Source organism: Lachnoclostridium sp. An169 (assembly GCF_002160525.1).
Taxonomy (GTDB): Bacteria; Bacillota; Clostridia; order Lachnospirales; family Lachnospiraceae; genus Mediterraneibacter; species Mediterraneibacter cottocaccae.
In genome coordinates this window covers 93,843-113,797 of sequence record NZ_NFKT01000014.1, presented here as the reverse complement: position 1 = coordinate 113,797, position 19,955 = coordinate 93,843, and the positions used below count along the sequence as shown (strand labels likewise).

The window sequence follows — 19,955 nt, the reverse complement described above, 5'->3', positions numbered from 1 at the left end:
TCCCGGAAGTCCGGAAGGACCGGAAGAAGACTGTCCCCGAAGCGTAAGCGGAGTGGGACTGTCCCGGAAGTCCGGTAAAGGAGGTGACGCAGGTGGCGGCGAAACATGTGAATCCCACCCGTATGGAGCTGACCAGGCTGAAAAAGAAACGGACAACGGCTGTCCGCGGCCACAAGCTGCTCAAGGACAAGCGGGATGAACTGATGCGGCAGTATCTGGATCTTGTGCGGGAGAACATGAACCTTCGCAAGAAAGTGGAGGCGGGCATCCGTTCGGCAAACCGGAATTTTGTGCTTGCCAGAGCGGGAATGTCCGAAGCTGTACTGAATACGGCGCTCATGGCGCCGAAGCAGGAAGTGCAGCTTGAAGTAGAGGAGAAGAATGTGATGAGCGTGGAGATCCCGGCGTTTGAATATAAGACCAGGACGGCGGATGAGAACGATATCTATTCCTACGGATTTGCCTTCACGTCCGGGGATCTGGACGGCGCGGTGAAATCCCTGGCTGACATCCTGCCGGATATGATCCGGCTCGCCGAGTGCGAGAAGGCGTGCCAGCTTATGGCGGCGGAGATCGAGCGCACCAGGCGGAGGGTAAATGCACTGGAACATGTGATCATACCGGAGACGGAGGAGAGTATCCGGTATATTTCCATGAAACTGGATGAAAATGAGCGGAGTACGCAGATACGCCTGATGAAGGTGAAGGATATGATGCTTGAGGATGCGCATCATTATAGGGAAAAATAGGAAAAGAGGATTAAGATATGAACAGGGGAGGCAGACGGCTCGTGAGCGCCGGTGCGTCCCCCGAAAATTTTAGAGTCAAAAATTACAGAAACAGTCATCAACAGAGAACACTTTCCTGTTTTCAGCCTGAAACATGCCTGCCGGCCGGATAAAAGATTCATGCTTTACAATGGTATTTACTATAATTTATCCGGTTACCCGTGCCTTTTTTTTCTGTAATATATAAAAAAACGGGTAATACTGCAGAAAAGGAGGATACTTTTATGGCTGGAACAGCTGAACTGAAGATCGATCCGTTCAAAAAAAAGAGCAGGATCAGCAGAGAAATATATGGACATTTTTCGGAACATCTGGGAAGATGTATTTACGGTGGGATTTATGTCGGGAATGATCCGGATATCGAAAATGTAAACGGAATGCGCTCGGATGTGGTTCAGGCTCTCCGCAGGATCCGTGTGCCGGTGCTGCGCTGGCCGGGTGGCTGCTTCGCCGATGAATATCATTGGATGGACGGAGTGGGACCGAAGGAAAAAAGAAAGAAGATTATTAATACAAACTGGGGCGGCGTTGTAGAAGATAACAGCTTTGGCACACATGAATTTTTTGAACTCTGTCGACAGCTCGATTGTAAAGCGTATATTAATGGAAATCTCGGAAGCGGGACCGTACAGGAGATGGCAGAATGGGTGGAGTATATGACCTTTGACGGTATCTCACCGATGGCGCAGATGCGTGCGGAAAATGGAAGAAAAGAGCCCTGGAAGGTGGATTTCTTCGGCATCGGAAATGAAAACTGGGGATGCGGCGGCAACATGCATCCGGAGTACTATGCTAATGAGTACCGCAGGTATCAGACTTTTGTCCATGACTATCAGAAAGACCGCAGACTGCAGAAGATCTGCTGCGGCCCGGCCGGAGACGATTATGACTGGACGCGCAAGGTGCTTTCAGTCTGCTATAACCGCCATGGAGACTCGGACCGCGGGTTCATGGACGGTCTGTCCCTTCACTATTATGTTTATCCGGAAGGCGGGGAAATCAAGGGAAGCGCCACAGAATTTGATACGGAAGTATGGTATAAAACGCTGAGCAAGGCACTTTATATGGATGAACTGATCACCCGTCATGCGGAGATCATGGATGAGTTCGATCCGGAAAAAAAGACGGCTCTTGTTGTGGACGAGTGGGGAGCATGGTACACCTGCGAACCGGGAACAAATCCGGGATTTCTCTATCAGCAGAACACGATGAGGGATGCCCTTGTTGCGGGAATTACCCTCAATATCTTCAATAAACACTGTGACAGGGTCCGCATGGCAAATCTCGCCCAGATGGTAAATGTCCTTCAGGCAGTGCTTCTGACGGAGGGGGCGCAGATGGTGAAAACCCCGACATATCATGTGTTTGACATGTATAAATACCATCAGGACGCACAGCTTCTGGATAGCAGCCTCAGGACAGACATGACCGGTCCTGATGAATGGAGGGTGCCGGAACTGACGGAATCGGTGTCGGTGGATAATAACGGGGTAATACATATCACCATGACCAATCTGTCGGCAGAAAGAGCAGTGAATGTGTCGACTGTTATGGAACAAGACGCCGGAAACTACAGACTGGGAAAGATTCGGGGAGAGATACTTGTCAGTGAAATGCATGCAAAGAATACTTTTGAGGATCCGGAGTGTGTCAGAATCACGCAATTTAATTCTGTAACACCTGCAGAAAACGGATTTCTGTTTACCATCCCGGCATGCAGTGTTGTCCATCTTGCGGTCGATCCAGAGTAAAATGTATAATATGAAATGCAGAAAATGTCTCCTCCGGGATATGCCGGAAAAGGAATTTTATGAAAATATGTATCTTTACATCAGGAATCTTCCGGAAGATGAAAAAACGGAACGGACCGAGTATGAAAACAGGCTTGCAAAGTGCAGACAGTGCAGCAGCCTGCTGAACGGAATGTGCAGGGAATGTGGATGTTTCGTGGAAATGAGGGCGGCGGTCCGGGTGAGGCACTGCCCGCTTTCCCGGAAGAGATGGTAGCGGAAGGAAGAAAGAGAAACGGGGGCAGAACGTCACATGAAAAGAATCCTTGATAAACTGCTGAATTTTACAGATGATCTTACGATCAGAAAGAAGATGCTTCTGGTCTATATTTTCTGTATGCTGATCCCCCTGTTCCTGACAGACGGGGCGATCATATATACGGTCTTCCACACAGAACAGCAGCTTCAGAGTTCGGAGATGGAAGATATCGCGGAAGCGGTACGCTACCAGATTTTTTATGATGTGGACAGTGTCTCGCGGGTGGCAAAGAGCATCTATACCAACAGTTATATCGACGAGTTCCTTGAGCGGGAATACGCCGATCCTCTGGATTATGTACTCCATTATCAGCAGTTTTTCAAGGATACGTTGTTTAATAGCGGGGATATGACGGGAAATTCTGTGATAACCCTTTATACGGACAATGATTCTGTGGTGAGCGGGGGAACAGTACGCAGCATTGAACAGGTCCAGGACAGTATGTGGTACAGGGAACTGATCGGCTCAGGTGCGGATCAGCTTCTCTATTTTGATTATGAATCCGAAGTGGGTACGGAAAATCTGCAGCGCCATGTCTATTTTGTAAGGAATATGAATTATTTCGGCGGAGAGAGGGAAAAAGTGCTGAAGATTGAGTTGAATTATACGGATATGGCACAGTCTTTGAATAATATGAACTATGATATGCCGGTGTATGTCCTCTGGAATGACCGTGTGATTTTTTCAAACAGAGCTGATGTCAGTATTGCAAAACCGTATGAGAAGTTCGGCGCAGAGGCTCAGGTAAAATATTCCGAGGAGAGCAGTATTTACGGCGCGGCGCTGGATATTGCCGTCCTCGCTCCGGTGACGGATCTGCAGAGGGAACTGCTGGACGCAGTGCCTCTTTTCCTTCTGCTCATCCTGGTGAACCTGATTCTTCCGATCCTGCTGATCCTGATCCTGAACCGGTCCCTGACGGAAAGAATATCCAGGCTCCGGGAAATATTCCAGAATACAGAAGATGAGAATCTTGTTGAGATTGAAGATGTTTCCGCCGCAGATGAGATCGGTGATCTGATGCGCAGCTACAATAAGATGGCTGCGCGTATTCGCATGCTTGTCGGAATTGTGTACAAGAACCGGATCCGGGAACAGGAGATGACGGTGGCGAGGCAGAAGGCAGAGCTTCTGGCTCTGCGCAGCCAGATCAATCCGCATTTCCTTTTTAACGCCCTGGAGAGTATCCGGATGCACAGCATACTCCGCAGGGAGATTACAACCGCGGACATGGTCGAAAAGCTGGCCGTTATGCAGAGACAGTATGTAGACTGGGGAGAGGATCTCATCGAGGTTGCAGGGGAGATGGAAAATGTCAGGAATTATCTGGATCTGCAGCAGTACCGTTTCGGAGACAGGCTGTCCTATGACCTGGATGTGGAGGAGGACTGCCTTGCGCAGCGGATTCCCAAGCTTACGATCGTCACGTTTGCAGAGAATGCATGTGTGCATGGAATTGAGTGCAAACCGGCTCCGGGATGGGTTTTTGTCCGTGTCTTCCGGGAAAAAGAAAAACTCTGCATTGAGGTTGAGGATACCGGGGAAGGTATGTCAGGGGAGGAATCGGAGAAGATGCAGGCACGTATGAACAGCGCCAGCATCGAGATGCTTGAAAATGAGAAGAGTGTAGGGATCGTGAATGCGTGTCTGAGATTGAAGATGGCATCAGACGGTCATGCGGAGTTTGAGGTGAGCGCGGAGGAAGGAATGGGAGTCTCGGTCCTGATCCGGATTCCCTATGATGATACACAGAAGTCCCGGTCTGAGGGAAAGGGAGGAAAAAGGGATCATGCTGAAAGTTCTATTGGTGGATGATGAGCCATTCATACTTCAGGGAATGGAAAAACTGGTAAACTGGGAGAAGGAAGGCTTCGAGATCGCGGCGGCTGTGTCTGACGGGGCAGAGGCCCTTTCATATTTTGAGAACAACCGGGTGGATCTGATTCTGGCGGACATCAATATGCCTGTTATGGACGGACTGGAGCTGCTGAAACGGGTGCGTTCATCAGAAAGGAACAGCAGCGTCCAGTTTGTCATCCTCAGCGGATACGCGGATTTTGGTTATGCGCAGGAAGCGATCCAGTATTCCTGCACCGATTATATCCTGAAACCCGTGGAAAAGGAGAAGCTCCTCCAGGTACTCAGGAAGATCCGGAAAATGTACAGTGCAGAGATCGAGAAAACAAAAGAGACAAAAAAGTTGGAGGGTTCTTATCTCGACCGGAAGCTGATCGCCGTCATCCAGGGGAAATATGACGAGTCGGATCTGGATTATGCGGGAAAACATATGCGGCTTTCGGAAAAAGTGCGGTACATTGAGATCCTGATTGATATGCCGGACTGGCTCGAGAGAGGGGATGAAGAGAAAAGCGCGGAACAGAAGAGGCTGTATCGCGCATGTCTGGAATACCTCCAGGAAGACTGGACCCACTGCATCATGGACGTGTCGCGCCATGAAAAAATCTATGACACCGGCTTTATCCTCTGCGGGTATATGTGGGAGAATACGGGGGAGAAGAAGTACCTTTCTGATTTCCTGGCATACCTCTGCGGCGTGCTCGATATGCCGGTAGTCATGATCTGCGGGAAAGAAGTGAAAAACCTGGGCGATATCGCGAAGTCTTACAGTACAGCCCGCATGCTCCGTTCATTTCAGGGATTCCGGGAAAAAAAGCAGATCTATTTCTATGAGGAAGAAGTGCAGGTCCATACGGACGGAGTGGTCCTGTGCAAAAACAGTCTGGACTTCCTGCTCCGGGCGATCGAGCAGAATGATCATGCACAGATCATGAAGGGAGCGGATCTGTTCTTTGAGGAAATGCGGCAGCGCGGAATGTCAGGGGACATCATGAAGCTGAATATCAACTACCTGCTTTTCCAACTGATCCATCTGGCGGCGGAACAGGATGATACGGTCAATCAGGAGGAGGTGCTCAGGACGATCAGCGAAGGCACCTTTGAATCAGGAGTTCTGCGGGGAAGCAAGGCGCATCTCTGCAGAGTGGCATGTGAATATGGGGATTATCTGATGCAAATGAGGAAAAATGCTTCAAGAGGGATTCTCGGTAAGATAGAAAAAGAAATTCGGGAGCGGTACGCGGAAAATCTGACGCTGAAAGAACTTGGAAACAAGTATTATCTGAACAGCGCATATCTCGGACAGCTTTTCCGGAAGAAATACGGGAAATCATTCCGGGATTACCTGAACCATTACAGGATCGAACAGGCGGCGCAGATGCTTCTGCGGACGGAGGACAAGATCTACCAGATCGCCGAGAAGGCGGGATACCACGATCTGGACTATTTTGTGAACAGATTCATCGAAATCAAGGGGTGTACTCCGGCAAAGTACCGGAAGCAGGCGGGAAATACAGACAAATAAGGAGGATAATCCGACAGATCCGGAGATGGAAAGAAAAAAGGCAGGACAAATTGCAGGCCTATAATTTGTCCTGCCTTTTCAAATATTTTGTCAGATTGTAAAAAAACGCCGGGAGAATAAAATAGAATCATCAAGAATAAAGAGGAGGAAATGTTGATGAAGAAAAAATGTGCAGCCGGGATGATCCTGGCAGGTGTCATGGCGGTGTCACTCCTTGGAGGATGCAGCGGAGAGTCGAAAAATGAGGACGGAGTCAAAGAATTTACCGCATTTTTCGCAGTTCCCGGGTCAGAGATCAACGACGATAATGAAATCCAACAGATCATTGCAGAGAAGACAGGAGTCAGGGTAAAAGAGACCTGGCTGACCGGACAGACGGCGTCCGAGGCAGTGGGAACCCTGATCGCCGGCGGAGAATATCCGGATTTTATTGACGGTGGGGATGCAGCGGGACAGCTCTATGAAGCAGGAGCGTTCGTTCCGTTGGATGAGTACCTGGACGACTATCCCAATATCAAGAACTATTACACAGAGGAGGAGTGGGATAAACTCCGCCAGGATGACGGCCATATCTACTGGATCAACCAGTTCCAGAATATTAAAGGCGAGGAAAAGTCCACTACCCACAACGATGAGGCGTTTTGGATCCAGACAAGAGTCCTGGAGTGGGCCGGATATCCGGAGGTACATACACTGGATCAGTATTTTGATCTGTTGGAAAGCTATGTCGAGGCAAATCCGACGATGGAGGACGGAACAGAGAATATCGCGTACACGATCCTCTGTGAGGACTGGAGATATTACTGCCTTGAGAATGCGCCCCAGTTCCTGGACGGATATCCCAACGACGGCTCGGTGATTGTGGACCCTGAAGAACTGAAGATCATTGACTACAATACGACGCCGACAGCAAAGAGGTATTTTGAGAAACTGAACGATGAGTATCAGAAAGGCATCGTGGATCCGGAATCTTTTACACAGACATATGACGAATATATCGCCAAGCTGTCCACGGGACGTGTTCTGGGAATGGTCGACCAGTGGTGGAACTTCGCGTACAGTGTGAATGATTCCCTGAAACAGCAGGGACTTGACGAGAAGGGATGCAGCTACGTGCCTCTTCCGATTACGATTGATGAGGGAATCCGGAATCAGTGGCATAATTCCGGCGGTGTTCTGAATGTGGGAAGCGGACTCGGTATCAGTACAAGCTGTGATGATGTGGAGGGCGCTCTCCAGTTTATCGACGATCTTCTCAGTCAGGAGATCCATGACCTCAGATTCTGGGGCGTAGAGGGAACCGATTATGAAGTAGGCGACGACGGCCTGTTCTACCGCACGGAGGAACAGCGCACACAGGCCGCGGACACGGCATACAAGGCGTCACACATCTGTACCTATTCCTATTTCCCGCAGTATAACGGAACCAGCGACGACGGAATCAACGCCATGAAGCCGGAAGAGCAGCCGGGAGAGTTCTTCGACAGCCTGAATTCCGCAGTGCAGAGATGCTTTGAAGCTTACGGCTGTGAGACATATGTAGATATGCTCGGGACAAATGAGGCACCCGGACCATGGTATCCGATGTATTCCTACTCCAATACGATGACGACGAGCACGCCGGGCGGTGTGGCATGGACGAAGATGGGCGAGATCAAGCATGAATATCTTCCGAGAGTCGTTATGGCTCCGGACTTTGAGGAAGCGTGGGACGAGTATATGGATGTATACGAAGACTGTGATCCCCAGGCGTTTCTCGATGAGATGCAGGCAGAACTCGACCGGAGGATAGAAGAAGCGGCAAAATATGAATAGAAATGAGGTGTAGACATGGCTTTTCTGTCAAAGAAAAAAAAGCAGACCGTCGTGGAGGCACCGGTGAAACTGAGTTGGAAGGAAGTAAAAAAACAGAAAGCCCTTCTCATCTGGTCAGCGGTGATCGTGATCTACGGTGTGATCTTCTACTATCTGCCCCTCGGGGGTTGGGTGATGGCGTTTCAGGATTATAAGCCGAAGGACGGGCTTTTTCACTCCGCATTTATCGGACTGGAAAAGTTCCAGCAGCTTTTTTCCGATGCCACATTTCTCCGGGTGATCCGGAATACCCTTGCCATGGGAGTGATCAACCTGGCAGTGACCTTTGTTGCGGCGATCGCCTTTGCGATCCTGCTCAATGAGGTGCGGACAAAAGGAGGGAAAAAGGTTGTACAGACGATTTCCTATCTGCCCCATTTCCTTTCCTGGATCATTGTGACCGGTATCCTTCATGATATGCTCTCCGGAACCGGTATTGTCAATGAAATTCTGGTGAACCTGAATATCATAGACCAACCCATTAACTTCTTTGCGCATAAGCAGTATTTCTGGCCGATCGTTGCATTTGCGAATGTGTGGAAGGAAACAGGCTGGAACGCGATCATCTATCTGGCGGCGATTACTTCCATTGATCCGTCTCTTTATGAGGCGGCTTCGATCGACGGTGCCGGAAGATGGGCGAAGATCAAAAACGTTACACTTCCGGGAATCCGGCCGACGATTATGATCCTGCTGCTGATGAATGTGGGAAATGTGCTCAACGCGGGATTTGAGATCCAGTACCTGCTCGGAAACGGACTTGTGCAGAGTGTATCCCAGACCATTGATATCTATGTGCTGAACTGGGGCATCAGCCAGGGCGACTTCTCTCTTGGTACGGCTGCAGGAATATTCAAGAGTGTTGTAAGCATCATTCTGATCGTGATCGCGAATCAGATTGCAAAACATAATGGCGACGAACGGCTGTTTTAAGGAGGAATTCGGATGAAAAGAAAGAAAAAGATCAGAACATCGCCTGCGGACAAAGTGTTTACCGTATGCAATACAATATTTATGATCCTGTTTGTGGTTATCACGCTTTATCCGATCCTGAATACTCTGGCAATATCTTTTAACGACGGGACAGACGCCCTGCGCGGCGGAATCTATCTTTGGCCGAGAAAATGGACGCTTAAGAATTATCTTACAGTGCTCCAGAAGGATAACCTGATTACCGGGGCATACATAACAGTGGCCCGTACGCTGCTCGGCACATTTACGGCTCTGTTGGCCAATGCTGTACTGGCGTATATTGTGAGCAGAAAGCGGTTCCTTTTCCGCAGACAGCTTTCCCTGTTCTGGGTGATTACCATGTATGTGAACGGAGGAATGATCCCGACATTCCTCCTTTACAGGGGCCTGGGGCTGACAAACAGCTTCTGGGTATATGTGGTGCCGGGAATGATCAGCGCGTTCAACATGCTCGTTATCCGCACTTATATGAACGGACTTCCGGATAGTCTGGAGGAATCTGCACAGTTGGACGGAGCAGGATATTTTACCATATTTACAAAGATTATATCGCCGCTGTGCAAACCGGTATATGCTACGGTTGCGTTGTTTGTGGCGGTCGGACAGTGGAACTCATGGTTTGACGCCATGCTCTATAACCGGATGGCGTCCCATCTGACCACCCTTCAGTATGAACTGATGAAGCTCCTTTCATCGGTGACAAACCAGGGAAGTTCCGCGGAAGCGATGAAAAATGCAGCAGGTTCCGTGACGCCGGAAACAGTCCGCGCCGCGGCGACAGTGCTGACTATGCTGCCGATTATCTGTATCTACCCGTTCCTCCAGAGATATTTTGTGACGGGACTTACACTCGGCGGCGTGAAGGAATAGGAGTGGAAGAACAGGCGTGAGAATACAGGGAAAAGGAGAATGTGAGAATGAAGATTAATCTGGACAGCCCGGTGCTGGAGTTTCTTGGAAGAGCAGCTGATTTTATGATTCTGAATATTCTGTTTATTATATGCTGCGCTCCGGTTGTTACGGCCGGACCAGCGCTGAGTGCCCTGTACGCCGTCTCCATGCGGCAGGCGCGCCATGAGGACGGGTATATTGTAAAACCCTATCTCAAGGCGTTTGCCGCCAACTTCGGAAAGTCGTTTGCGCTTTCCTGCATCTACTGCGGGGCAGGCGTCCTGATTGCCTATGGATTTTCGTACTGGCAGAAGGGGGCGTTCACAGCAGGGATAAAGACAGCTGCGCTGGCTGTTCTGTGTATATTCGCTGCTTGCGGTATCCTATCCCTGCTCTATGTATTTGCGCTGACAGCCAGATTTGAAAACAGCATCGCAGCGACCGTAAAAAACGCGCTGATCCTGGCGGTATTTGATTTGAAGGAAACGATGCTTCTGCTGCTGATCTGGGCGGGAATTATTTTCCTGCTGATTTTCACGAAGGCATTCTGGACGTTCATGGCAGTAGCGGGTTTTTCCGTGATGGCATACGTGCAGTCAGTCCTTTTTGTGAAGGTATTTTCAAAATATGAAGGGGGAGAATGAGACGATGTGCGGAGCATTTTATACAGGAGAATACGATAACTGGTTCCTCAGGCTCGGATACTCCGAAGAAGAAGTCAGCAGGAAAATCGAACAGACATTCCTGACGCTGTTTTACGGTGCCGAGGAAGAACGGATCTATCATCCCGTGGGCAGTGATATGGGATATATAGAAGATACGGGAAACCACGATGTGCGGACTGAGGGGATGTCCTATGGAATGATGATGTGCGTTCAGATGAACCGCAGGGATGAATTTGACCGGATATGGAAATGGGCAAAAACCTATATGTATATGGAAAGCGGAGAAAATGCAGGATATTTTGCCTGGTCCTGCGCCACGGACGGAACGAAAAATTCGTACGGTCCTGCCCCGGACGGAGAGGAGTTCTTTGCAATGGCGCTGTTCTTCGCCTCGGCACGGTGGGGCGACGGAGAGGGGATATTTGCATATTCCCGGGAAGCCAGAAAGATCCTCCGAGACTGCCTCCATAAAGGAGAAAAGCCGGGGACGGGCAGGGCAATGTGGAACCGGGAGAACCGGCTGATCCGCTTTATTCCGGACTGTGAATTTACGGACCCGTCCTATCATCTGCCCCATTTTTACGAACTTTTTGCTCTGTGGGCGGATGAGGAGGACCGGGCGTTCTGGAAAAAAGCGGCGGAGGCAAGCAGGCAGTATCTGAGAAAAGCCTGCCATCCTCTCACCGGTCTGAGCGCGGAGTACGCGGATTATGACGGAAAACCGCACACCGGAGATACGGAAAAGTTCGGGAGGCATGACTGGTACTACAGCGATGCATACCGGACAATCGCAAACATCGGACTGGATTACGCATGGTTCGGTCCGCATGAGTGGGAGCGCGAGACAGCCAACAGGCTTCAGAAATTTTATTCTGAAGATGCCGGCGAAAGCCTGGACGGCGTATATCTGACGGACGGAACTCCCGTGGATCAGAGGGCGCTTCACCCGACTGCAGTGGCGGCGGTCAACGCCCAGGCGTCCCTGGCTGCGGACGGTCCTTATGCAAAAGAGTGGGTGAGAAGATTCTGGGAGACGCCGCTTCGGACAGGCGGGAGAAGGTATTACGATAACTGTCTGTATTTCTTTGCCCTGCTGGCGCTTGGCGGGGAGTATCGGATCTGGAAACGGGAGACATAATCCTTAGGGATGTCTCCCGTCCATTTTTTATGCTTTATCTTGCGCCGTTTTTCCTCATATGGTAAATTGATGAAAAAGAGCTGTTGTTGTAAAAATCATCAACCAGAGAGGAGATCCGCCATGAGATTCAATCTGACATCCTTACCCGTTGAAATTGCCCGTTCGGCCCGGGAGTTTCTATATCATTACGGACACAAATGTGCGGGAACGGATTCCGAAACCGCCGAAATAACTGCCGAAACCGGGATACCTTCCGTTATTCTGCGCTGGATACCGGATAAATCCGTTTCTTCCCTGCGGGTGGCATACGATGGAAGTTCTCTTGTTATTTCCGGGCAGCAGGCGGTGCATTTCTACCGAGGTCTGCACCTTGCGCTGATGGAGAAAGCCCTGGAACAGCGGGAGACATTTGAGATAACAGAGAAGATTGCTTTTGACGAAACAGGGATTATGCTGGACTGTTCCAGAAATGCAGCGCCTGCCCTGCCGTTTTTAAAAGAGGTAATCCGTCTCTGCGCGGCCTGCGGTATCGGTCAGCTTTACCTGTATATGGAAGATTTGTATGAGATTCCGGAAGAACCGTATTTCGGTGCTTTCCGCGGAAGATACAAAAGAGAAGAACTGCAGGAGCTGGACGCATATGGAAGAAACTTCGGGGTGGAATTGATCCCGACGATTCAGACACTGGCGCATCTTCACACATACCTTCGCTGGAATCAGAGTGCCCGTTACAGAGACACGGAGGATATCCTTCTGGCAGGATCTCCGGACACGGAAATGCTTGTGCGCAGGATGATCCGGAATGCATCCATGCCTTTTTCCACAAAAAAGATTCATGTGGGAATGGATGAGGCTGCCATGCTCGGACTGGGGCAGTATCTCCGGAATAACGGCTATCGGGAGCGTTACCGGATTATGACAGATCATCTGGAGATGGTGTGCCGGATCTGTGAGGAGCTTGGGGTGGAGCCGATGATGTGGAGCGATATGTTCTTCCGGCTGAAATCACCTTCCGGCGGATATTATGATCTGCCGGAAGACACGGAATTTATCCTTTCCGACGCACAACCCGGAGCAAAGATACAGATCCCCGGCAATCTGTCTCTGGTCTACTGGGACTATTACCATCATGACGGCAGCGACTATGAGAAGAATATCCGCCTGCATCGGAAACTGACAGACAGGATTGTCTTTGCAGGAGGCGGATGGACGTGGAACGGTCTGTCTCCGAACTACCGGAAGGCAGAGCGGACACTTGCCGAGGGGGTGAGAGCGTGCCGGGAACAGGGAATCAGAAAACTGTTCTGTACATTCTGGTTTGACAACGGGGCAGAGACGCCGGTGCGGACACTGTTCTTTTCGGCACTGTACTTTGCCCGGCTCTGCTATCCGCCGGAGAAAGAAGATACAGAACGGAAAACACTGGCGGATATACATTTTAATAAGTGGCTGGAACTGCTGACCGGGTACAGTCCGGAGGCGTGGCGGATTCTCGATAAGTTCGACAGTCCGGCGGGTATTCTTCCGGATAATGAGTGTGCAGATAACCCCTCGAAATTTCTCTTCTATCAGGATGTCATGCTGGGGCTCTTTGATGAGCAGACGAAAGGAATGGGACTGGATAAATATTACCGCGGCCTGGCAAAAGAACTGGAACTGGTGACAGAAGGCAGGGCGGAAACACCGGAAAAAGAATTGTTCATCTATTACAGAACAGTGGCGCAGCTGCTTGCGGAGAAAGCAGGGCTGGGTACAGAGATCCGGCAGACATATCTCGAAAATGACCGGAAAAGGATGAAAAAACTCTGTGAAAAAATTGGTTTCTGTGTGGAAAAAGTGCGAGAAATGAAGGAATTAAGAGGAAAAATCTGGTTTGAAGAGTGCAGGCCATTTGGATATGAGGTGCTGGATATCCGTTTCGGTGGGGTGGCAGTCCGCCTGGAATCTGCCCGGAGACGCCTGGAAGCATGGATCTCCGGAGAGGTTGAACGTCTGGAGGAGCTGGAAGAAGACAGGCTGTCTTATGCCGTAGACAGGCAGAATAAGGATCACAGACTCTGTGCGGCTCCGCTCTGGGAATATATTGTAAGTGCGGGAAATATGGCAGGAATATGATAGAAATGTGATATTGGTACAATTTGCAAAACACAAGCTTTAACTATATGATACGGGGGATTGCCTGAAAATCCGGAAGACTTCTGCTGATACAGGAGAATCTTCCGGATTTTTGTAATTCCATATTTTTATTAAAGAGGGGAATGTCATTCCGCTGCTGTGATATAGCACCCCTTTTCATAAAAAGCAATCCCATATCCCCGTACTATATCGTAACCCCGCGCATGCAGGCCTTCGATATACTTTTTCTCAATGATCTGCTGCGCGGCGTTCCGGCTGTCTGTTTTCAGGTCTTTCCGTTCCTTTGATTTCTTGCATTCGATTACCACGTTCGTGCCAAACGGGCTGGGAGAGAGAACAGCGATGTCGAACCGTCCTTCGCCGCTCTCCATGTTGGATTCTACAGAATATCCTGCAAACAGTCCGGTCATAAAACCATGATAAAATGCTTCGTAGTTGTCATAAAAGCTGACAGAGTTGAAGAGAATGTCATTCAGCAGCAGGTTCGCCTGATTTACCCTGCCTTCTTTCAGATCATCCAGGAGCAGTCCTTTTTTGTCCCGTACATAGTCAGAAAAGTACTTCTGGAACTGATTCTCAAATATGATCTGTACCTCTTTGTTGGGAATGACCAGGCGGTACATTCCGGGCAGCGGTTCGCCATCCGTGCCGCAGACTGATTCCTTTATTTTCAGGTATCCGGTAAAGAGCATAAAGCTGTAAATATTCTCCGTATCATCCATTTCCCGGTAGGTCAGTTCTTCTGCTATGTGCTCGGTAACCGCATGCCCCTGCACCAGTGCCTCGAACGTCTGCTTCATCTCATATGTGCCTGTCTTAATATAATTGTAGACAATATCATTGCTGCTTGTGTTTGCCCAGTAGGATCTGGGCTGCGCATCATTGCCGTATACGATCTGCTTCACATAATTGAGGACGCTCCAGGGATTGTAAATCTCTTCATTCCCGAAAAGATATCCGTTGTACCATTCTGCGGTCTTGTTTTTATAATCGGTCAGCTGATAATCCCGCAGGATCTGGTCGACTTCATCGTTTGTAAAACCGAAATGACGTGAGGAGGCGTCTTTGTTGAAGATTGAGTATACGCTGAAATTATTCAGACCGGTAAAAATACTCTCCTTTGCAATGCGAAGGCATCCGGTCAGCACTCCCCGCTCCAGGCTCGGGTTCGTTTTGAGGGCAGAGCTGAACACAGCGCTGATGAAGTGAGACATTTCATTATAATAGCCGTTGAGAAACGCGCTTTGCAGGGGAACGTCGTATTCATCAATCAGAAGGATTACTTTTTTCTGATAATGCTTTTCAAGGCAGGTGCAGAGATTAAGCAGTGCATTCTGCAGATCAATCAGGTCGGCCTGCCTGAAATCATAACGTTTCAGTGTTTCCTTTTCGCTTGGCAGAAGATGCGGGCTTTCGAATAATTCTTCATGATTCCGAACTTCCCGTGCAATGAGGAAAGAAAAATAATCAGTCTGCTGTTTGAAATCCGGATTTTTCATATCCTTCAGTGTCAGAAAGATAACCGGATACTGATTCTGATGACGCATGATCTCCGTATTTTTCGAGATCTTCATTCCGTTAAATAACCGGGCACTCTCCTGTTCTTTGTTGGAAAAGAAGTAATAGAGCATACTCATGTTCAGCGTCTTTCCGAAGCGGCGGGGACGCGTGAACAGCGAGACTTTTTCGTGAAAGACAGTTTCAATAAAATCGGTTTTATCAATATAATAGAAGTTCCCTGTCAGAAATTCTCTGAAATCTTCTGTACCTGTTGTAACTGGCTTCATGCCGCACCACCTCCTGGTCTGCTTCTATGGGGTTGTTCAACTTAGAATGTATGCCTGCACGGAATATGTGTCATGTGTCAATTGAAGTACATACTTATTATAAGTATACCATGCCACGATAATAGACGGCAATGGGGAAAAAGAAAATGGGAAAATGTTATTTCTGCATAAATTTTCTTCAAATTTCTATGAATATGATGTACAATTTAATCATATATATTGCGGTTTTGGATAATAAGAATATGATTTATACCCAAAAATGCAAAATAATATAGAATGGGGGAAGAATTATGGCCAAAGAAATGATTGCAATGCTTCTTGCCGGAGGTCAGGGGTCGCGTCTCTATGCCCTGACACAGAATCTGGCAAAACCAGCGGTTCCTTTCGGCGGAAAATATCGTATCATCGATTTTCCGCTGTCGAACTGCGTCAACTCCGGAATTGATACGGTGGGAATCCTTACCCAGTACCAGCCGCTGGTGCTGAATGAGTACATAGGAAACGGACAGCCCTGGGATCTGGACCGGCTGCACGGCGGCGTCCATGTGCTCCCGCCGTATCAGCAGGCGACCGGTTCCGACTGGTATAAGGGGACGGCAAATGCCATCTATCAGAATATTTCCTTTATTGAGCGCTATGATCCGGAATATGTGATTATCCTTTCCGGCGACCAGATCTGCAAACAGGACTACAGTGATTTTCTGAAGTTCCACAAAGAGAAAGGGGCGGAGTTCTCTGTGGCAGTCATGGAAGTGCCCTGGGAGGATGCGTCCCGTTTCGGACTGATGGTAACGGATGAGAACGACAGGATCACCGAGTTCCAGGAGAAGCCGAAGAACCCGAAGTCGAACCTTGCGTCCATGGGAATCTATATTTTTAACTGGGATATCCTGAGAAAATATCTGGAAGAAGATGAGGCGGATCCGAATTCCGAGAATGACTTTGGAAACAACATTATCCCGAATCTGCTCCGCGACGAGAGAAAGATGTATGCCTACCGTTTCAGCGGGTACTGGAAAGATGTGGGTACGATCCCGTCTCTATGGGAGGCGAACATGGAAGTGCTCGATCCGGAGCACAGCGGAATCGACCTGTTTGACGAAGAGTGGAAGATCTACAGCAGAAACAGCGGTATGACCGGACATAAGATCGGCGAGACCGGGGTTGTGGAGAATTCCATGATTACAGATGGATGCCGGATTAACGGCCATGTAAAACATTCCATCCTTTTTGCGGGAGTGAGAGTGGAAGAAGGCGCGGAAGTGGAAGATGCCGTTGTGATGGGCGGTACAACGATCAAAGCGGGAGCAGTGGTGAAACACTGCATTGTGGCGGAGAATGTTACGATCGGTGAGAATGCCGTGGTTGGTGCGATGCCTGAGGGGGACAACAGAGGCGTGGCGACAGTGGGAAGCGGCGTAGAGGTGGGAGCCGGAGCCAAGATCGGCCCCAATGCCATGGTCAGCAATCATGTAAAGGAAGGTGAAGAGCAGTGGTAAATTCGAATATTGATGCATTGGGAATCATTTTCCCGAACAGTTATGATGACCTTGTCCCGGATCTTGTGGCGGACCGCCTGATGGCTTCCATTCCGTTTGGGGGACGTTACCGGATGATCGATTTTATTTTGTCCAGTATGGTGAACTGCGGTATTGACAATGTTTCGGTTATTGTCCGCAAGAATTACCACTCCCTGCTGGATCACCTGGGTTCCGGAAGAGAATGGGATCTGACCAGGAAGAACGGCGGACTGAATATTGTGCCTCCGTTTGCAGAGAAGACGGTAAAGGTCTACAATGGGCGTGTTGAGGCTCTGGCGAGCATTCTGGGATTTTTGAAGAGCCAGAAAGAGAAATACGTTGTGATGGCAGATACAAATATTGCCGTGAATTTTGATTTTGGCGCTTTTCTCGAGGAACATATTGCAAGCGGTGCGGATGTAACCATTGCGTACCGGGAGGAGGAACTTCCGCCAAGTGCCCTGGAGTCCGAGACGAACAGCAAGTCCCTCTATTACACACTGGAACTTGAGAATAAACGGGTGACGAATATACGTATCAATTCCAAGGCGGCAGGCGTACAGAATTTTTCCATGAATATTTATGCCATTGAGAGAGAGCTTCTGATTGATCAGATCAGCCAGGCGTTTGTGCGCGGCTATGTTTTCTATGAGCGGGATATTCTTTCACCTCACCTTGTGACACTTAACGTGCAGGGATACAGGTATGATGGCTACTGTGCCCGGATCTGCGATATGAGGAGTTATTATGAGGAAAATATGAAGCTGCTCGATGATGCGAACCTGGATGCCCTGTTCGATAAAGGGCAGATCTATACAAAGATCCGTGATGACAATCCGACACGTTATATTCCGGGAGCCAGGGCGAAAAACGTAATGGTCGCTGACGGCTGTGTGATTGAGGGTGATGTGGAAAACTGTATTCTGTTCAGGGGCGTTAAGATCCGCAAGGGAGCAAAGGTAAGAAACTGCGTGCTGATGCAGGATACCGTCGTGGAATCCGGAGCGGACATTGACTATGTGATTACAGATAAAAATGTGGTGATTACGGAAAACAGAAAGCTCCGGGGAGCAGATACTTTCCAGGTGTTTGTGGAAAAGGGGAGAAGAGTCTAGGAATCGGGAAATCAGAGAAAACAGGACAGTAAGGAAAACAAAACGGCGCAGGGATATTACCTGCGCTGTTTTAATTTTCGAAATTTTCTGAAAATAATATTCGCCTTTAGAAAAGTTTAAGAAACTTTTAAGCTGCAGGGGGTTGAAGCATATGGCGGACGCGTGATAGAATAGACAAACATGGAGAAGGAGGAACACTATGAATCTTGACCGGGAAAATATGAGAAAGATAAAAGAGCTGATCTTATTTACAATTATCGTACTGATCGCACTGTGGAATTACGGGATCATTATCGACGCGGTCGTGTTTGTGTTCGGCATTATTTTCCCGTTCCTGCTTGGCGGCGGAATCGCCTTCGTACTGAATGTTCCCATGAATTTTATGGAAGAAAAGGTATTTTATAACCGCTGGCTTAAAAATAAGAAGATTGCAAACCGTCTTGCCAGACCGGTGTCGCTTGTGCTGACACTCCTGATTGTAATCGGCGTCGTTGCACTGGTTATGTTCGTTGTGATTCCGGAACTGACGCGTACGATTCTGTCACTGGGAATCACGATCCGTGATTTTGTGCCGGAGGCACAGCGTTTCCTTGAGGAACTTTTTACGGATAACAGTGAGATTTCCGCATGGCTGGACAGCCTGAACCTGAATGTGGACCGGATCATGGAGAGCGCGGTTGGCTTCTTCCAGAACGGTGCGGGCAATATTCTGAATTCTACAATGTCGGCAATCGGCTCGATTGTCAGCGGCGTGACCACGTTTGTGATTGCCTTTGTGTTTGCGTGCTATGTTCTTCTGCAGAAAGAGAAACTCAGAGTCCAGGTGCAGAAAGTGATGTATGCATTCCTCTCAGAAAAACGGGTGGAGTGGTGCCTTGAGGTGTGCTCGCTGACCAACCGTTCCTTTACGAACTTCCTTACAGGACAGTGCGTGGAGGCGCTGATTCTGGGGATGATGTTCTTTGTGGTGATGAACATCTTCAGTATGCCCTATTCCCTTCTGGTGAGCGTTCTGATCGCCTTTACCGCGCTGATCCCCATATTCGGCGCGTTTATCGGCTGCTTTGTGGGAGCTCTTCTTATATTAATGGTAGATCCCCTGCAGGCGGTCGGATTTATAATCATGTTCCTCGTGCTGCAGCAGATTGAAGGTAATCTCATCTACCCGAAAGTGGTAGGACGCTCGGTGGGCCTTCCGTCGATCTGGGTGCTGGCAGCCGTGACCATCGGCGGAAGCCTGATGGGGATTGTCGGGATGCTGATCTTTATTCCCATCGTATCGGTGGTGTATAACCTGTTCCGGGCAAGTGTGTACAAGCATCTGAGGAAAAAGCACCGGAATATTAAGAACGGTCAGCCGGAAAAAGAGGCGGCGCGGGCAGCGGAGAGAAAGCGGGCAGCGGGAGCGCAGGAGGAGACGGCGGCGGATGACATTATAGCAGAGGATGCAGAAGGGCACGAAAGAAAACAGAATACAGATGAGCGGCAATAGCACGGAGATAGATTGTAGAATTCCGGAGAACCGGGGAAACGGATTGCAAGGTCCGAATTCCCCGGTTTTTTGCGCTTTTACGGAAAAGCAATATTTTGCAAAGAGATGGTTGACAGAATTCGGGGGGGGGGTATAATCAAGTCTGGATATAAATGGCAATGCCAAT

At 49.2% G+C, this 19,955-nt stretch carries 15 protein-coding genes; 14 read left to right on the top strand and 1 reads right to left on the bottom strand.

Annotation, left to right across the window (positions count from 1 at the left end; translation table 11 throughout):
* Positions 1-92: 92 nt before the first annotated feature.
* The 11 genes from B5F07_RS11450 (at position 93) to B5F07_RS11400 (ending at position 13,854) form a co-directional block, all read left to right on the top strand.
* The gene (locus B5F07_RS11450) at positions 93-749 is read left to right on the top strand and encodes a V-type ATP synthase subunit D (protein ID WP_087161415.1); all 657 of its coding nucleotides are present in this window, start codon (positions 93-95) and stop codon (positions 747-749) included.
* A 263-nt stretch (positions 750-1,012) separates the two neighbouring features.
* Complete coding sequence (locus B5F07_RS11445) at positions 1,013-2,539, top strand: alpha-N-arabinofuranosidase (protein WP_087161414.1); 1,527 nt, start codon at positions 1,013-1,015, stop codon at positions 2,537-2,539.
* A 1-nt stretch (position 2,540) separates the two neighbouring features.
* Positions 2,541-2,795 carry a DUF6171 family protein gene (locus tag B5F07_RS11440; RefSeq protein ID WP_087161413.1) on the top strand — a complete coding sequence of 85 codons (255 nt, stop codon included), beginning with the start codon at positions 2,541-2,543 and terminating at the stop codon, positions 2,793-2,795.
* Between the two features lie 36 nt (positions 2,796-2,831).
* A complete protein-coding gene (locus B5F07_RS11435) occupies positions 2,832-4,652 on the top strand; it encodes a sensor histidine kinase (protein WP_087161412.1) in 1,821 nt (606 codons plus the stop codon).
* Positions 4,627-6,219 (top strand): response regulator, encoded by a 1,593-nt coding sequence (locus B5F07_RS11430; RefSeq protein ID WP_087161411.1) that lies wholly within the window; start codon positions 4,627-4,629, stop codon positions 6,217-6,219. Before B5F07_RS11435 ends, B5F07_RS11430 begins: the two co-directional genes overlap by 26 nt.
* Positions 6,220-6,375: 156 nt before the next feature.
* On the top strand, positions 6,376-8,034 hold the full coding sequence (locus tag B5F07_RS11425) for an extracellular solute-binding protein (RefSeq protein ID WP_087161410.1): 1,659 nt from the start codon (positions 6,376-6,378) through the stop codon (positions 8,032-8,034).
* A 15-nt stretch (positions 8,035-8,049) separates the two neighbouring features.
* Positions 8,050-9,006: an ABC transporter permease gene (locus B5F07_RS11420; protein WP_087161409.1), complete on the top strand. Its 957-nt coding sequence runs from the start codon at positions 8,050-8,052 to the stop codon at positions 9,004-9,006.
* A 12-nt stretch (positions 9,007-9,018) separates the two neighbouring features.
* Positions 9,019-9,915: a carbohydrate ABC transporter permease gene (locus tag B5F07_RS11415; protein WP_087161408.1), complete on the top strand. Its 897-nt coding sequence runs from the start codon at positions 9,019-9,021 to the stop codon at positions 9,913-9,915.
* 47 nt (positions 9,916-9,962) lie between these two features.
* Positions 9,963-10,580: a YesL family protein gene (locus B5F07_RS11410; protein ID WP_087161407.1), complete on the top strand. Its 618-nt coding sequence runs from the start codon at positions 9,963-9,965 to the stop codon at positions 10,578-10,580.
* Between the two features lie 4 nt (positions 10,581-10,584).
* Positions 10,585-11,739 carry a glycosyl hydrolase family 8 gene (locus B5F07_RS11405; RefSeq protein ID WP_087161406.1) on the top strand — a complete coding sequence of 385 codons (1,155 nt, stop codon included), beginning with the start codon at positions 10,585-10,587 and terminating at the stop codon, positions 11,737-11,739.
* Between the two features lie 120 nt (positions 11,740-11,859).
* Positions 11,860-13,854, top strand: coding sequence for a beta-N-acetylhexosaminidase (locus tag B5F07_RS11400; protein ID WP_087161405.1), 1,995 nt, complete (start codon positions 11,860-11,862; stop codon positions 13,852-13,854).
* A 146-nt stretch (positions 13,855-14,000) separates the two neighbouring features.
* Here B5F07_RS11400 and B5F07_RS11395 read toward each other — a convergent pair whose 3' ends face one another.
* Positions 14,001-15,662: an AAA family ATPase gene (locus tag B5F07_RS11395; RefSeq protein WP_087161404.1), complete on the bottom strand. Its 1,662-nt coding sequence runs from the start codon at positions 15,660-15,662 to the stop codon at positions 14,001-14,003.
* 290 nt (positions 15,663-15,952) lie between these two features.
* Here B5F07_RS11395 and B5F07_RS11390 point away from each other — a divergent pair, with 290 nt between their 5' ends.
* The 3 genes from B5F07_RS11390 to B5F07_RS11380 all read left to right on the top strand — a co-directional run bounded on the left by B5F07_RS11390 (position 15,953) and on the right by B5F07_RS11380 (position 19,789).
* Positions 15,953-17,161 carry a glucose-1-phosphate adenylyltransferase gene (locus tag B5F07_RS11390; RefSeq protein ID WP_087161403.1) on the top strand — a complete coding sequence of 403 codons (1,209 nt, stop codon included), beginning with the start codon at positions 15,953-15,955 and terminating at the stop codon, positions 17,159-17,161.
* The gene (glgD, locus tag B5F07_RS11385; protein WP_087161402.1) at positions 17,155-18,297 is read left to right on the top strand and encodes a glucose-1-phosphate adenylyltransferase subunit GlgD; all 1,143 of its coding nucleotides are present in this window, start codon (positions 17,155-17,157) and stop codon (positions 18,295-18,297) included. The genes B5F07_RS11390 and glgD overlap by 7 nt, the downstream gene beginning before the upstream one ends.
* A gap of 199 nt (positions 18,298-18,496) precedes the next feature.
* On the top strand, positions 18,497-19,789 hold the full coding sequence (locus B5F07_RS11380) for an AI-2E family transporter (protein WP_087161401.1): 1,293 nt from the start codon (positions 18,497-18,499) through the stop codon (positions 19,787-19,789).
* Positions 19,790-19,955 lie beyond the last annotated feature (166 nt).